General features: G+C 47.3%; 14 protein-coding genes. 3 read left to right on the forward strand and 11 right to left on the reverse strand.

The window, feature by feature from the left end; all coding sequences use genetic code 11:
* The first annotated feature begins 208 nt into the window (after positions 1-208).
* The gene (locus HR45_RS03960) at positions 209-1,168 is read left to right on the forward strand and encodes an integron integrase (protein ID WP_037439919.1); all 960 of its coding nucleotides are present in this window, start codon (positions 209-211) and stop codon (positions 1,166-1,168) included.
* A gap of 266 nt (positions 1,169-1,434) precedes the next feature.
* Here HR45_RS03960 and HR45_RS03965 read toward each other — a convergent pair whose 3' ends face one another.
* The gene (locus HR45_RS03965) at positions 1,435-2,661 is read right to left on the reverse strand and encodes a nucleoside recognition domain-containing protein (protein ID WP_037439921.1); all 1,227 of its coding nucleotides are present in this window, start codon (positions 2,659-2,661) and stop codon (positions 1,435-1,437) included.
* A 68-nt stretch (positions 2,662-2,729) separates the two neighbouring features.
* Between HR45_RS03965 and rsmF the strand changes: the two genes are divergently transcribed.
* Positions 2,730-4,151 carry a 16S rRNA (cytosine(1407)-C(5))-methyltransferase RsmF gene (rsmF, locus tag HR45_RS03970; protein ID WP_037439923.1) on the forward strand — a complete coding sequence of 474 codons (1,422 nt, stop codon included), beginning with the start codon at positions 2,730-2,732 and terminating at the stop codon, positions 4,149-4,151.
* Between the two features lie 222 nt (positions 4,152-4,373).
* Here the strand turns inward: rsmF and HR45_RS03975 are convergent, their stop codons facing one another.
* The 9 genes from HR45_RS03975 to apbC are packed head-to-tail and all read right to left on the reverse strand — an operon-like array spanning position 4,374 to position 11,280.
* The gene (locus tag HR45_RS03975) at positions 4,374-5,156 is read right to left on the reverse strand and encodes a TatD family hydrolase (RefSeq protein ID WP_037439925.1); all 783 of its coding nucleotides are present in this window, start codon (positions 5,154-5,156) and stop codon (positions 4,374-4,376) included.
* A gap of 44 nt (positions 5,157-5,200) precedes the next feature.
* Positions 5,201-5,527: a PilZ domain-containing protein gene (locus HR45_RS03980; RefSeq protein ID WP_037439927.1), complete on the reverse strand. Its 327-nt coding sequence runs from the start codon at positions 5,525-5,527 to the stop codon at positions 5,201-5,203.
* Positions 5,528-5,536: 9 nt separating this feature from the next.
* Positions 5,537-6,445 carry a DNA polymerase III subunit delta' gene (gene holB, locus HR45_RS03985; RefSeq protein WP_037439928.1) on the reverse strand — a complete coding sequence of 303 codons (909 nt, stop codon included), beginning with the start codon at positions 6,443-6,445 and terminating at the stop codon, positions 5,537-5,539.
* On the reverse strand, positions 6,445-7,083 hold the full coding sequence (gene tmk / locus HR45_RS03990) for a dTMP kinase (RefSeq protein WP_037439930.1): 639 nt from the start codon (positions 7,081-7,083) through the stop codon (positions 6,445-6,447). Before tmk ends, holB begins: the two co-directional genes overlap by 1 nt.
* Entirely contained in the window at positions 7,083-8,090 is a 1,008-nt protein-coding gene (gene mltG, locus HR45_RS03995; protein WP_037439932.1) for an endolytic transglycosylase MltG, read from the reverse strand. Before mltG ends, tmk begins: the two co-directional genes overlap by 1 nt.
* Positions 8,090-8,917, reverse strand: coding sequence for an aminodeoxychorismate lyase (gene pabC / locus HR45_RS04000; protein WP_037439934.1), 828 nt, complete (start codon positions 8,915-8,917; stop codon positions 8,090-8,092). Before pabC ends, mltG begins: the two co-directional genes overlap by 1 nt.
* A 3-nt stretch (positions 8,918-8,920) precedes the next feature.
* Positions 8,921-9,502 (reverse strand): dCTP deaminase, encoded by a 582-nt coding sequence (dcd, locus tag HR45_RS04005; RefSeq protein WP_037439936.1) that lies wholly within the window; start codon positions 9,500-9,502, stop codon positions 8,921-8,923.
* Between the two features lie 14 nt (positions 9,503-9,516).
* Complete coding sequence (gene udk, locus HR45_RS04010; protein ID WP_037439938.1) at positions 9,517-10,155, reverse strand: uridine kinase; 639 nt, start codon at positions 10,153-10,155, stop codon at positions 9,517-9,519.
* A 6-nt stretch (positions 10,156-10,161) separates the two neighbouring features.
* Positions 10,162-11,280: an iron-sulfur cluster carrier protein ApbC gene (gene apbC, locus HR45_RS04015; RefSeq protein ID WP_037439940.1), complete on the reverse strand. Its 1,119-nt coding sequence runs from the start codon at positions 11,278-11,280 to the stop codon at positions 10,162-10,164.
* A 161-nt stretch (positions 11,281-11,441) separates the two neighbouring features.
* On the opposite strand from apbC, the gene metG reads away from it, so the two are divergent.
* Positions 11,442-13,472 carry a methionine--tRNA ligase gene (gene metG / locus HR45_RS04020; protein ID WP_037439941.1) on the forward strand — a complete coding sequence of 677 codons (2,031 nt, stop codon included), beginning with the start codon at positions 11,442-11,444 and terminating at the stop codon, positions 13,470-13,472.
* A 42-nt stretch (positions 13,473-13,514) separates the two neighbouring features.
* Here the strand turns inward: metG and HR45_RS04025 are convergent, their stop codons facing one another.
* Positions 13,515-15,374: a hypothetical protein gene (locus tag HR45_RS04025; RefSeq protein ID WP_156104003.1), complete on the reverse strand. Its 1,860-nt coding sequence runs from the start codon at positions 15,372-15,374 to the stop codon at positions 13,515-13,517.
* Between the last annotated feature and the right edge of the window lies 1 nt (position 15,375).

The following is a 15,375-nucleotide window of genomic DNA, read 5'->3' on the forward strand; positions in this document are numbered from 1 at the left end:
TCTATTAAATATACCATCTGGAAAAACGCGCATGCGCGTTTTCCAAACCTATTATCTCAAATCAAAAACACATAACTTGTTGATAAACATAAATAATCTAAATTTATTCATGTATAAACGCGCAAAAATTTTTCACTATTTCCCTTGATATCCAAGAATTCCAAATAATACTGTATATAAATACAGTATTATAAGGTTAGGAGTTATCATGAGTCTAAAAAGCCCATTTCTGAAAGGTCTTCAGGAGGAAATGCGTATGCGTGGTTACAGCATTAGAACAGAAAAAACCTATCTGTATTGGATCAAAGCATTCATTAACTTTCACCACAAGCGTCATCCTGAAACAATGGGAACGGAAGAAGTTACACAATTTTTAACCTTCCTTGCCAATCAACGAAATGTGGCTATCAACACACAAAAAATAGCACTTAACGCATTAGCCTATTTATATCAAAAGCATTTGCACCATGATCTTGGTGATTTAGGGTTTTGCTGTGCGACTAAGCAGAGACATTTACCCACGGTTTTATCCCAATTGGAGATCTCATCGATATTAAATGAACTTCATGGCCGAGACAGGCTAATCATTGAGCTACTCTATGGTAGTGGACTAAGAGTTTCAGAATGTCTCCGATTACGCGTCCAAGACATTGATATTGTGAGAACATCGCTTACCGTTAGAGACGGTAAAGGACATAAAGATAGGCAAACCATCCTCAGCCATAAATGCGCAGAGAAGCTTACTACATATATTGAAAAGGCTATTAAAATTCAAGAGGATGACAACCAAAAGGGGATAGGCCCATCTCTGCCAAATGCATTAGAACGTAAGTACCCCAATGCGTTTAGGCAACACGGATGGATGTTTATTTTCCCTTCGTCGTCAACCTGCATTAATCCTTATACGGGAACACTTTGCAGGCACCATTTGCATCAAAGTGTTATTCGTAAAGCGCTCGGGAATGCCGTTCGTAATATTCAAATAAATAAACGCGTCACCTGCCACACGTTTAGGCACAGCTTCGCAACCCATTTGCTTCAAGCAGGTCGTGATACAAGAAGTGTTCAAGAGTTACTAGGCCACAATGACGTTAGTACAACACAAATCTATACACATGTACTTGGCCAACATTTCGCGGGGACAACCAGTCCGTTAGATACGTTATAAAGTAAGAATAATTCTGGCACTCTAGCATTACTAAAATTTGCTCAACTGACAGGGTGTAGAGCTAATTGTTAGCAGCGTCAATAACACACAATGAGGCAAAACTAATTTCACAATGGCTAAACTCATGGCACATGATTTAGCAGGATGCTATCGAGATTTTTCATCATACACTGGCTTGTGGACACAGCCAGCAGGCTGCTCCTGATGACCTATCCACCACCGCATTTGCGTCCTTGTATACCCCACAGGTGGTGAACAAACTCCCCTTATCCATAAAACCAATACGCCACCATAATTGCAGCGATAATTCCTGCCATATCGGCAATCAACCCGCAGGCGACAGCGTGACGACCATTACGGATACCGACCGCGCCAAAATAGACGGCCAATACATAAAATGTTGTTTCGGTACTGCCTTGAAAGATTGACGCTAATCGTCCAGCAAACGAATCCACACCATAATGATTCATGGTTTCCAACATCATGGCGCGTGCGCCAGAGCCACTAAAAGGCTTCATTAATGCGGTGGGCAACGCATCTACAAATCGATTATCCCAGCCAATCGCAGCAATAAATGAACTGAGCAGGTTAAGCAATAAGTCAAGCGCGCCGGATGCCCGCAATAACGCGATGGCCAATAACATCGCTAACAAGTATGGGATCAGCCGAATTGATTGCTCAAACCCCGATTTAGCACCTTCGATAAACGCATCATACACAGGTACTTTTTTAACAATTGCCGCTAAGACAAACAGGAAGATGAGCCCTATGAGTATTAAGTTACCGACAAACGTTGAGACTTCGCCGATTGCATCGGCCCCGAGGGTCGTCAGGTAGGCGACAAATGAGCCCACGGTGGTGAGTGCAACGCCGGCATAAGCCGCGACGGTGAGATTGAGCAATGGCAAACGTTGGACCCAGGCTACGGCTAATAAGCCAGCAATGGTGGATGTCATGGTGGCTAACAAAATCGGCAAAAAAACATCTGCTGGAGACGCTGCGCCTTGCTGTGCCCGATATAAAAAGATGGTGACAGGCACCAAAGTCACAGAAGAGGTATTGAGCACCAAAAACATGATTTGCGCATTGCTGGCGGTCTCTTTTATCGGATTATGCCGCTGCAGATCCTGCATCGCCTTAAGGCCGAGCGGCGTTGCCGCATTATCTAAGCCCAACATGTTAGCGGTCAGATTCATGGTGACACTGCCAAATGCCGCATCACCTTTGGGTAACTCAGGCATCAGCTTACGCAGTAACGGTTCTACCACTCGGGCAATCAAGCGCACCATCCCTGATTGCTCACCTAAACGCATTAACCCCATCCACAAACTCAGCACACCAACCAAACCAAGTGCAATCTGTGCGGCCAGTTGTGCGCTGTCGAATAATGCATTGACTGCATCGGCGGCAACACGGGTGTCGCCAGTAGCGAGTCGCCAAACGGTAGCAGCCAAGGCGATAATAAAAAACCAACTCCAGATTTTATTCAGCAAACCACACTCCAGTTTTTTGGTTGAGCTGATGCTATAATCCGCGCATCAAAATGCCCTGTTAATTCGTTATGGTTCAATTAAATCAAGATTTTATCAATAGTATTGCCGATGATTTGCCGTCAGAATTATCGCTTGACGACTTTATCGCCTATTGCGACAAACCGCTGCGCCCCTCACTACGCGTAAATACACTGAAAATTAGCAGCGATCGCCTCAAAGCTCGCTTAGAAAATGCGGGCTGGGAACTTGCAGCAATACCTTGGTGTGAAGATGGTTTTTGGTTTAATGCTCCTGCAGAGATCCAACCCGGCAACACAGTCGAACACTTGCAAGGGCTATTTTATATTCAAGAAGCCAGCTCAATGATGCCGCCCACCGCACTATTCGACCAATTAGCTATGCCGAGTGCGGTGTTAGATATGGCGTCAGCACCTGGCTCAAAGACCACGCAAATTGCAGCACTCATGCAAAACCAGGGACTACTGGTAGCAAATGAGTATTCCTCCAGCCGCACCAAAATTCTGCACGCCAATCTAGGTCGTATGGGCGTGAGTAATACCGCCATGACACATTTTGATGCGCGCGTGTTTGGCGAATACACCTTTGAAGCATTCGACGCAGTTTTGCTTGATGCTCCCTGCAGTGGTGAAGGTACGATTCGAAAAGATCCGTTGGCACTGAAAGATTGGCGTCAATCGGATATCGATGAAATTGCTGCCACTCAGCGCGATTTGATCGTGTCGGCATTTATGGCCTTGAAACCGGGCGGCACGCTGGTTTACTCCACCTGCACACTGAATAAACAGGAGAATCATCAGGTATGCCATTACTTAAAACAACAATTTGCTGATGCGGTGGAATTTGTTTCGCTAGCAGGTTTATACGACGGTGCAGATAAAGCGTTGTCCGAGGAGGGATTTCTCCATATTTGGCCACAAATTTATGATAGTGAAGGTTTTTTTGTTGCCAAATTGAAGAAGATAGCTTCCGTAGCGCCGCTCTCAACCGCAAATATTAAGCCGCGCAAATTTCCCTTTGCCCCTGTTAGTAGTAAACAGTTTCAAGCAGTGAATAGCGAACTGGGTAAGTTATTGAACTACCGTTTTGAGCAGCACAGGTTATGGCAACGGGATGATGAGATCTGGTTATTTCCTGCGGGGATTGATCCTTTGTTGGATAAAATTCGTTTTCAGCGCCTTGGGTTAAAATTGACAGAAGTGAGTAAACACGGGTTAAAGCTGCAACAAGAAGCCATCTCAGCATTAGCGCACGACGCTGACACTATTGAGCTAGATGAACGGCAAGCCATTGAGTTTTTGATGGGACGAGACATTGCCTTAAATGCCAACGAAAAGCCACGCGGCGAATGCTTAGTCGCTTGGCAACAAATACCGCTTGGGATGGTGAAGCATTTAGGTACACGCTTAAAAAACCAACTGCCGCGGCATCAAGTGCGCGATAACGTATCTTCAAGCAGTGCTTGCATATAACCTAAAGACATAATTAATTCGATTTAGATATTAAAAAATACAGGATTGACAACTTGCATTTTTTTAAATCGTCTAGAATTTAATCAGAGATAGCAATCCTGTCACATCTCGACTTAAGCGCACGGCTCTTTATGAGCCATTCCCCTGGGCCCAGAACATTGGAAATAGTTTTGGGCCTTTTTTTATCTAAATTCAGATGTAGGCGAAATGCGTAAACACACCTTAGCGTAATGGTGCCGCATCGCGAAAACAGTGAAAGAAATTCTCCGTGGTATACCCTGCCAGCTCTTCCAATGATTCACCACGTAAATCAGCAATAAACTGCGCAACGTCTTTCACAAATGCGGGCTGGTTTTCTTTACCACGATGCGGAACCGGTGCCAAAAATGGCGAGTCCGTTTCGACTAACAAACGATCTTGAGGAATTTTTTTCACCACATCCCGCAGTGCATCGGCGTTACGGAAGGTCACAATGCCGGAAATTGAGATATAGAACCCCAAATCTATCGCCGCCTTGGCCATCTCCCAACTTTCAGTAAAACAATGCAGTACACCACCGCATTTTTCTGCATGACCGTTACTAAGGATGTTCAGCGTATCTTGTCTAGCGTCGCGCGTATGAATAATCAACGGCTTGTTAACCGCTACCGCCACTTCAACCTGAGACTCAAAACATTGCAGTTGTAGTGCCTTGTTGTCTGGACTGTAGAAGTAATCCAAACCAGTTTCCCCAATCGCAACCACTTTGTCAGTCGTTGCGAAACGACGTAAATCGTCAGCTGACACACCATTTTCTACATCGAGCGGGTGCACGCCCGCTGACAAAAACACGTTGTTAAACGGCGACATACGCTGTTGCATTGCTTCAAATTCTTGCAAGCGTACGTTCACACACAGAAAATGAGAAATACCGAGCGCCTGAGCATCGCTCAGTACGGCATTAAGTGAGGCTTCATCTGGCGCGACTTTTAAGCGATCGAGATGGCAATGGGAATCAACTAACACAACAACTTCCGAGGAATAACCTGAGGGCGCACAGCATAACTGTGCTACATGGTGCAGGTCAAATCACCGCTGGCAAGTTCACGAGACAGTAAATTTTCGATGCGTTGTTTATGCTCTGGAGCATCGCTGAGGATCTTTACCCCAATCCCAGCAGGACGTCCACCTGATGCACCCAACGGATTTATCCAAACAACGATACCCTGAAACTCATTAACACTGGTGGCACCAGGCAAACGGTAACCGACCTTGATCTCTTGGCCGAGAAAGTGAGGTTCTGTAGTGGCCACAAATAATCCTGCCGGTGCAATGAACGGCATGTAAGCGCGATAAAGCTGATGTAAAGTATCAAAGTTCGCTATCAAATCAACCATAAGATTATTTTAGAATTTCAGTCTCTTATATTCTATTACATAACTCTGCAATAATGCCAAATAATTGACACTTGGCATATGCATCAGTTGTCGATTGTCTTGCATAACCCGGTTAGCTAACTCGGCTACCTTGGCACTCGCAAACGGCTCTAAACCTGGTTGCTTTAATTTTTCCAACAACACATGATAGACCAATTTAAGTACATCAAAAACATTATCTTCTTTTAGATCAGCTAATTGCTGCGCAACGTGACCTTCATTAAAACTTTGTTCGACCCACGCTTTTAGCTGCCGTAGCTGCATCAAGCGGTCGCTTGCAAGCGCCTGCTGTAATGCAACGGCGCCCCCGACTACAGGCAGAGACCATGCCAACTCTGCAGATGACAGTTGTGGATGCTGTAACCAGTTGGCCACCATATCAATCGTTGGGGGTTGCACATTAACTCGCTGACACCGGCTGGTAATAGTGGGCAACAGACCACCCGCAATATCGGTTTGCAGCAATAAGAGCGTATTACGCCCCGGCTCTTCCAAGGTTTTCAGCAATGCATTGGCCGCCGCTTGGTTCATGCGTTCACTTTGCTGAATGACCGCTATTCGATAGCCGCCCTGCTGCGCGGTCGCAGCCAGTGATTGGCACAACTCTCTGACTTGCTCAACCTTTATCTGATGCCCATCTGCTTTAAGCCAGTACACATCGGGATGGTTGCCTGCAGCGAGTAATTTACAGGCGCGACATTGTCCGCATGCGGGCGACGTATGGTTGTCACACAAGCAGCTAGCAACAATCTGTTCGGCAAGCACCAAACCGCCGTCTGCGACGGGCAAAGGTAACAACAAGGCATGCGCTAAACGCTCATCGCGCTGTTGCTGATGCAATTGTGTGAGTGCTGAGGTAAGCCAAGGAAGCGAACTCATTAAGCGGTTAACCTGCTTTTTAGCACCGCCAGAATATCTTGGTGCACTTTCGCCATGGGCTGAGAAGCATCGATGATTTCAATATTTTCATCGGCATTTGCCAATGTTAAATAGGTTTCGCGGGCTCGCTCAAAAAAATCGATGGCTTGTTGCTCAATCCTATCTAATGCGCCTCGATCGGCAGCTCGAGTCAGCCCCAACTGCGGTGGAATATCGAGATAAAGCGTCAGATCTGGAGCAAAATCGCCCAATGTTGCCCGACTCACGGCTTGTACCAGTGGCAGTAACCCACGTCCTCCGCCCTGATACGCAAGCGACGATAGATTATGGCGATCACCCAGAACCCATTGCCCGTTAGCAAGGGCTGGCTTAATCACGTTGGCTACTAGCTGAGCACGGGCGGCATACATCAATAAACATTCCGCTTCATCGCACAAAGGGTCGTCATCACTGACGTTTTTAACTAAAGCACGGATCTTTTCAGCGGTCGGCGTACCGCCCGGTTCACGGGTACACACAGGTTCGGCATCATTAAGTTGCGTGAGAAATTCGCGTACGAGCGCGATAGCACTAGATTTACCAGCGCCTTCAAGTCCTTCAATAACTATAAATTTTCCGGCAGTTGTCGGATTAACCATTATCTATTTCTCTGATATTTATCAACGGCGCGATTATGCTCAGCCAAAGTGGATGAAAACAGGTGAGAACCGTCATTTCTCGATACAAAATAAAGATATTTCACCTCAGCCGGATGTGCTGCGGCAAGTAATGATTCGCGTCCCGGCGCCGCGATAGGCGTGGGGGGTAATCCTCTAATCACGTACGTATTAAACGGCGTTGCTTCGCGCAAATCTTGGCGACGAATATTGCCATCAAACCGCTCCCCCATACCGTAGATCACGGTTGGATCTGTCTGTAAGCGCATGCCTTTACGCAGGCGATTAACAAATACCGCGGCTATCGTTGGCCGTTCTGATTCTTGTCCGGTTTCTTTTTCAATAATCGATGCCAACGTTAATAACTGGTAGGGAGATTCTAATGGTAAATCACTGTCCCGTTGTTGCCAGATAGCATCAAGTTGCTGCTGCATTTTTTGATAACTTTGGGTCAAAATCGATTCAATAGTTGTCGAAGCCCGGTATTGATAGGTGTCGGGGAAAAACTTACCTTCAGGCAGATTGCTTTCATCCCCTTGCGCTTGTAGCACGCGGTTAAACACATCGTTGTCAACATGAAGATGAGGAACAGTTTGCAGGTATTGCAACCATTCCTGAATGGTTTTGCCCTCAATTAAAGTCAACACAAAGCGTTTCTCATCACCGCTCGTCAGCCGTTGTAATAGGCTCGTGACACTATCGCTGGGCTTAATCTCATACAAACCACTGCGGATTTGGGTCAACTCTGGATGCAGCTTTCCCAGAAGTTTCCATCGCCAGTCGTAATCAATCAACGCGTCGGCAGCTAACATTTTGCCTAATTTACGAAAAGAAACGCCGCGCTCAAGCGGAAGTTCTTTAGCTTGGGTGACGGCTAGCGACTGTTCCGCCAGCAAATTGGTTTGTTGAAGGGCCCAAAATCCAGTACCTGCGGCAATTGCTGCCAGCGTAAAGAGCATCCCTAAAAGTCGCAACATCCATTTTCTCATTATTGAGGCACCAGTTTTTGCTGAAGCTGAGACGTATGTTGCCAACGCTCGAACGTCCACTCAGCGGCTCGGTTCACATCCACTATGCCAATTAAGCTATTACACAACAGCAGATGTTTTGCTTGTGCAAGCTCGTGTAATGCAACGGGTCGCATCTCCACATCAATCCCAATAGCTAAAAGCTGCAATACTAATTGCTGGCGCATAACCCCAGACACACCGCTATGACTATGGCTTGGAAACACAGCCACGAGCTTCTGCTGTCTGGGCATCAGCAGCATTAGATTCGCCATCGACGCTTCAACAACTTGCTGTTGTTGATCTAATACCAGCCAATCATCATAACCTTCAGGCAAAGGTTGCGACTTAATTAACACCTGTTCAAGGCGATTACAGTGCTTGATCCCAGCGAGCAACGGCTGTGCCGCGAGTTCGACCGATGAGAGTGTTAGGCTAACGCCCTTATCTCTCCACTCAGCATACAAAGGTGGAATGCCACTAACACTCAATACTTCTGTCACGATAGGTGCGGTAGGCGCGCTATAGCCACGCCCACCACAACCACGAGAAAGCTGTAGTTTTAGGCAATGTAACGGATGAGATTTGGCAATGGTGGTGATGAGTTGCAGTAAATCTTCAGATGCTTGCCAAGCAAAGCCGAGTCTGGTGCTCGATTCATGTAAGCGTTGCAAATAGCACTCGAGGAATCTTACGTTGCCTGATGAATCAACGGCCATGGTGACGAACACGCCATCACCATAGGCAAAAGCTCGATCACTTGGGTCGAGCTTGGCATCCTTTTTTCCGTTAATCCATACTTGCGCCACGCGTTAGTCCTGACTAATACGGCTCGCTACCGCATCTTGCTGATCTTTGTACTTGGCATTTTTACGGGTGTTATACGGTTTAGCTACTGGCCCTGATAAACGTTCAAAGTTCAAGGCACCAATGGTCATCATCGGCCGCAACGCCAACGGCAATTTACCGCTGTTGTAGAATTCAAGCACGATACGACCTTGCCAACCTGGATCAATCCGATGCGCGGTCACGTGTACCATCAGTCCCAAACGCGCCAATGATGAACGTCCATCAAGCCAACCGACGATATCCGCAGGCAGATGCACGCTTTCATAGGTCACCGCCAGCGCTAATTCGCCAGGATGCAAGAAAAAGGCATCGCCATCAGCAATATCAATTTGATCACTCATCACCCGATCAAGCGCCTTCTGCACTTCAGCTTTAGGGCCACTTAAATCAATAAACGGTGCGGTATGATCTTTAAATACGCGAAATTGATGTCCTAGGCGCACGTCCACACTGACGCCACTGATAGCATCGTTTTCCGGACGGGGCTCAATCGTAATCGTGCCATTGTCCAGACATTCCACAATTTCGTTATCGGTCAAACGCATGCGGCACTTTCTCCTTACTTGACCAAAAGATGCTGAATTCGAGCTTTAAGAATATCGGTCGCGATACGGTTTTTACCGCCCCTTGGGACGATGATATCGGCATATTGTTTCGATGGCTCGATAAATTGCAGATACATCGGACGCACAGTATTTTGATACTGAGTTAACACCGATTCCATGGTGCGGCCACGTTCTTCGACATCGCGTTTCAAACGGCGCAACAGACACATATCCAGCGGCGTATCCATGAAGACACTGGCATCAAGCAGACCACGTAAACGTTGGTCGGTCAGCAGCAAAATACCTTCGAGAATAATCACCTTTTTCGGCGTCATCAGCATAAATTCACCAGTACGGGTGTGCTGGGTATAGCTGTAACACGGAATTTCAACAGGTTTGCCTTCTTTCAGCGTCGACAAATGCGTGCCTAACAACTCATGATCCAAAGCTTTTGGATGGTCATAGTTGGTCAACACCCGCTGTTCCATTGCCAAATGGCTCTGGTCGCGATAATAGCTGTCTTCGCTGATCACTCCGATTTGGTCAGTGCCCAAATCGCGGCATAACTCTTCATAAATAGTGCGTGCAATTAAACTTTTGCCAGAAGCAGATGCTCCGGCAATCCCAATCACAACACAAGCAGGCGTACTCATTGAAACTTACTCGTCGTCCGAAATCGCAATAGAAACTGTCGTTTGGGTCTGCTGCAAAGCGAGTCCTGCAGCAACTTGGCGCGCAAGATCGCGATAGATTGCCGCAATTTCACCATCAGGCTCGGCTACAACGCTTGGCGTACCTTTATCCATGTTCTCGCGGATTTGGATATTCAGCGGCAAGGCGCCTAACAGAGGCACGTTGTAACGTTCTGCGATGCGTGAGCCACCGTGACTGCCAAATGGGTGATCTTTGTGACCACATTCTGGGCACAGATAGAAGCTCATGTTCTCAACGACACCAAGTACCGGAATGTTCACTTTCTGGAACATGGTGATGCCCTTTTGTGCATCGGCCAATGCCACATCTTGCGGAGTCGTCACAATCACAGCACCGCTGACCGGAACCTTTTGCGATAACGTCAGTTGAATATCACCGGTGCCCGGTGGCAAGTCGACGACCAGATAATCAAGATCTTGCCATAACGACTCATTCACCAACTGCACCAAAGTGCCTGCGGCCATCGGACCACGCCAAACAGCAGCTTGATCATCCGTCAAAATAAAGCCGATACTTTGCGCGCTAATCCCATGCGCATTGGCGCAGGTCATATGTTTGCCATCTGGCGATACCGGTTGGAAATCTTCTACGCCTAGCATCATTGGAATGGATGGACCATAAATATCAGCGTCCAAGATACCCACATTAGCGCCCTCGGCGGCCAGTGCGAGTGCAAGGTTGACAGACGTAGTTGATTTACCTACGCCACCTTTACCCGAGGCGACAGCAATCACTTGCTTAACATTGGGAATTGGCGGAATGTTGCCGAGTGCAGAATAGCGCTTAATTTGTAGATCAATTTCAGCTTCAACTTCATCAATCTCGCTGCACGCAGCGACCAATGCGTTGGTGATGGCCATTACCGTATCGCGATACTGTGACTGGCATGGGTAGGGATAAACTAATCCGAGTTGTAAACGTCTGCCTTCCAAGGCCAGCTTGTTGACCATTGCTGCATCAACTAACCCTTGTTTCAGGTATGGATCCTGATATGCGTTTAATACTGCTAATACTTTGCTCAGCAGTGCGTCGTCGAGACGAAAGTCCTGGTTTACAGAAGACAAAACTCAATCCCCTACAAATAAATTTGGCCAAGTGTACCAGATCTTAGCGACAGATTTGGAATAGAATTAACGCACTTATCTCACGTCATGATGAAAATAAGCAACGGATCGGTTAGTATCTGTGCCACTATTTTTGGGCCTTTAGTTAGATTGAATAAAAGATGTCAGATTCTCAACGTAAAATTCTTGTGACCAGCGCTTTGCCGTACGCCAATGGACCTATCCATTTGGGGCACATGCTGGAATATATTCAAACCGACATTTGGCAGCGCTTTCAAAAGCTGCGTGGCAATGAATGTCACTACATTTGTGCAGATGATGCTCACGGCACCCCAATTATGCTTAAGGCCCAGCAGATGGGAATATCGCCGGAAGAGATGATCGCGCAGGTAAATACCGAACACCAAGCCGACTTTGCTGGCTTTAGCATAGGTTTTGACAACTATCACAGCACTCACAGCGAAGAGAACCGCGAGTTAGCACAAGGTATCTATCTCAAGCTACGCGACAACGGTTTCATCAAAACCAAAACCATTTCGCAACTGTTTGACCCTGAAAAGCAGATGTTCCTGCCAGACCGTTTCGTTAAAGGCACCTGCCCTAAATGTAAATCGGAAGATCAATATGGCGACAACTGTGATGCCTGCGGTGCAACTTACAGTCCAACCGAGCTGATTAATCCGCGTTCAGCAGTAAGCGGCGCCACACCAGTATTGAAGGAGTCTGAGCATTTCTTCTTCGACCTGCCAGCGTTTGAAGGCATGCTCAAAGAGTGGACTCACTCAGGTTCACTGCAGCCAGAAATCGCTAACAAACTGAACGAATGGTTTGAGCAAGGTTTGCAGATGTGGGACATCAGCCGTGACGCGCCTTATTTCGGTTTTGAAATTCCAGACGCTGAAGGTAAATATTTCTACGTGTGGTTGGACGCACCTATCGGCTACATGGGTTCTTTTAAAAATCTGTGTAACAAACGTGGTGACTTGAACTTTGATGAATTCTGGAATGCCGATTCCAACGCTGAGGTGTATCACTTCATCGGCAAAGACATCGTTTACTTCCACAGCTTGTTCTGGCCAGCGATGTTGAAAGGCGCCGGTTATCGCCAACCGACTAACGTTTACGCTCACGGTTATGTGACGGTAAACGGCGCCAAGATGTCAAAATCAAAAGGCACCTTCATTAAAGCGCGCACCTATCTTGACCACTTAGATCCTGAATATCTGCGTTACTACTATGCTGCGAAACTGTCTGGCCGTATCGATGACCTTGACCTGAACTTGGAAGACTTCACTTCACGAGTAAACTCAGATTTGGTAGGTAAGCTAGTGAATCTAGCAAGCCGCACCGCGGGCTTTATCAGCAAGCGTTTTGACGGCAAATTAGCGGTTGTTAGCGACAACAGCTTGGCGGAATCCTTCCTTGCCAAGCAAGAGCAAATCGCCGCCTTCTACGAAGCGCGTGAATACGGTAAAGCCATCCGCGAAATCATGGCGCTGGCCGATATTGCCAACGCCTATGTGGCTGACCAAGCACCATGGCAGTTGGTTAAAGCGGAAGAAACCTTAGCGCAAGCACATCAAGTATGTTCTGTCGCGCTGAATCTGTTCCGCATTCTGGTGACTTACCTGAAACCCGTGTTGCCAAGTCTGTCTAGCGATGTAGAAGCGTTTATGAACCTTGAACTGACTTGGACAGGCCTGAATGATTCAATCGACGGCCACGCTATCAACGCGTTCAAACCTATGATGCAACGTGTTGAGCTGGATAAAGTGAACGCTATGGTAGATGCTTCAAAAGAAAATCTGCAAGCCACTGCTGAGCCTGAAAAAGCTGCTGGCCCGCTGGCGGAAGATCCAATTAGCGACACAATCGAATTTGATGATTTTGCTAAAATCGACCTGCGTATCGCACTGATCAAAAAAGCGGAAGCCGTACCAGAAGCAAACAAATTGCTGAAACTGCAACTGGATTTGGGCGGCGAAACGCGCCAAGTGTTTGCGGGTATTAAATCAGCGTACAACCCAGAAGATCTGGAAGGTAAACTGACGGTGATGGTGGCTAACCTTGCGCCACGCAAAATGCGTTTCGGTATATCTGAAGGCATGGTACTAGCTGCAGGTCCTGGTGGTAAAGACTTGTGGATTCTGGAGCCGCACGAAGGTGCGCAACCGGGCATGCGCGTTAAGTAATTGCCAAACTCAGTAAAAAGGCCGCTTTTGCGGCCTTTTTCATTACAAATAGCGGGACCAAAGTTGTGTCACTTTGGTGTTAGCAGAACCAGTACCATTACCTCCACCCTGCTGCGAGCCTCCGGTCACCACCTCTCCTGGGTTATACACCTCAGGCAATGATGATAAATCAATGGTTGTCGAACCATGAAAGTCGGAACCTTCTGTGCTGCCACTTTGGTTGGCAACCGTCAGATAGCCGTATATTTTGGTATTACCACCACTAAACAACAGGTTTCCGGCAATAACACTGCCATAAACTTCAGTGGATGCACCTAAGGTGATGTCACCACCATAGAAAACGTCATCAACATACCCCCCAGCCAACAAGGCAATATTGGCTAATGGGTTATATACCAATGTGCCAGCAGAGCAAAGGTTGGTCGCATAAAAATCGGCAAAATTGCTGGTCGCGCAAACGTCGTTATAACCAGCAAAGTTGATCGACTTAATCGTATGACTGCCACTGGTGGAGATATTTTTTGTTGCAATCACGGTATCGACATAGGTGCCGGTGCCCACATCCACTGAGCCGTTAAACCACAACACCGCTGGCACGAATTGAGAACCGTCCAACTGCCATTCATCATCCTTACTGACATAGTTAAAGCAGCTATTGCTATCGGAGTAACCGACACAGACCTTCTTATGACAGGTGCTATCTGAATAGCTCGGCGTATCACATAGGTAATCTCGGTTCTTGCCCTGACCAGCCAGATAATAATCGCCATTGGCAATGCCACTCATATTGCGCACTTGTACCAGAATATTGCCTGACGTATCGATATCAAACGCCAAGTTGGCGGCAGATTTCAGCGCCCAAGCATCAACACGCAAATCGGTTACCGACACAGGTGTAACTGGGGTAATCGCCACAGTTAAGCCCTCGATATGGCTGACGTTTACCTTTTCATTCCAATCAGCGCGGTTGATGCTGCCCCCCACCTGACCGCTGCCTACCGCTCCATTACTGGTTTCGCTAAAGTCACCTTCAACCATCAGATTGCCAATCGTGGCATTGGTCGCAGTGACATTTCCCTGGCTCAATACGTTACCAGCGGTTGTTCCCGCTTCCATAATAACGTTGCCAATGGCAGAAAGAGTGCCCGCCACATCAGCGCTACTGTGTAAGGTAATATTGCCGTTCGCTTTGGCTGATAAGGTGTTCACGCCGCCGGACATACTGATATTGCCCATCGCCGTCACATTGCCATAGCCACCACTCCCCGAGAGCGTTACATCGCCCTCAGCGGCGACGGTGGCAATATCATTCTGAGAACCGCCTAACGTCACATTGCCAGTGGAATACAACAAACTAAACCCGGAAATACTGCCATGTCCGTCTATATCGCCCTCAACGTAAAATGAGGTGTTGGTATTTTCGCCATTGAGAATGTTGATATCACCGCCAAGGGAGAGCCCCCCTTTGATGAAAACCGCATTCCCCATGTTATAGGTTGTTAGAGTTTGGCCTTCAATAACGCAAAAAATACTTTGCACGCCTGCTGAGGTTCTGGCCGCCGCACCGAAAACATTAACCACCAGCTGTACACCATCGACACAGGTGGGCGCTGTCGTTGAGATTGCCACCAGCTGACCGGAAAGCCCTGAGTCCGTAGGAAAATTTATTGCATCGCCAACTGACAGAGCAGCTAACTGAGTTGGGCCCGTTTGGTAGAAAAACTGTCGCATGGCCTCAACACCAGTCCACGCTTTGATCTGTGACTGTGTAACTGCATGAACAGTCGTACCCGCTTGTTGCGATGACTGAATATAGCGCATAGCACCGGTCACCATCATCACCATCACAATGCCAAAGATGGCTAACATGATAATGCCTGCAAAACCTCGCTGTCTGTTCATT

Source organism: Shewanella mangrovi, from assembly GCF_000753795.1.
In the GTDB taxonomy this organism is placed as follows: domain Bacteria; phylum Pseudomonadota; class Gammaproteobacteria; order Enterobacterales; family Shewanellaceae; genus Shewanella; species Shewanella mangrovi.

Coding starts and splice junctions, on each gene's coding strand:
- HR45_RS03960 (WP_037439919.1), top strand. CDS start 209: ATGAGTCTAAAAAGCCCATTTCTGAAAGGTCTTCAGGAGGAAATGCGT.
- rsmF (WP_037439923.1), top strand. CDS start 2,730: ATGGTTCAATTAAATCAAGATTTTATCAATAGTATTGCCGATGATTTG.
- HR45_RS03980 (WP_037439927.1), bottom strand. CDS start 5,527: ATGGTTGATTTGATAGCGAACTTTGATACTTTACATCAGCTTTATCGC.
- holB (WP_037439928.1), bottom strand. CDS start 6,445: ATGAGTTCGCTTCCTTGGCTTACCTCAGCACTCACACAATTGCATCAG.
- tmk (WP_037439930.1), bottom strand. CDS start 7,083: ATGGTTAATCCGACAACTGCCGGAAAATTTATAGTTATTGAAGGACTT.
- mltG (WP_037439932.1), bottom strand. CDS start 8,090: ATGAGAAAATGGATGTTGCGACTTTTAGGGATGCTCTTTACGCTGGCA.
- dcd (WP_037439936.1), bottom strand. CDS start 9,502: ATGCGTTTGACCGATAACGAAATTGTGGAATGTCTGGACAATGGCACG.
- udk (WP_037439938.1), bottom strand. CDS start 10,155: ATGAGTACGCCTGCTTGTGTTGTGATTGGGATTGCCGGAGCATCTGCT.
- metG (WP_037439941.1), top strand. CDS start 11,442: ATGTCAGATTCTCAACGTAAAATTCTTGTGACCAGCGCTTTGCCGTAC.
- HR45_RS04025 (WP_156104003.1), bottom strand. CDS start 15,374: ATGAACAGACAGCGAGGTTTTGCAGGCATTATCATGTTAGCCATCTTT.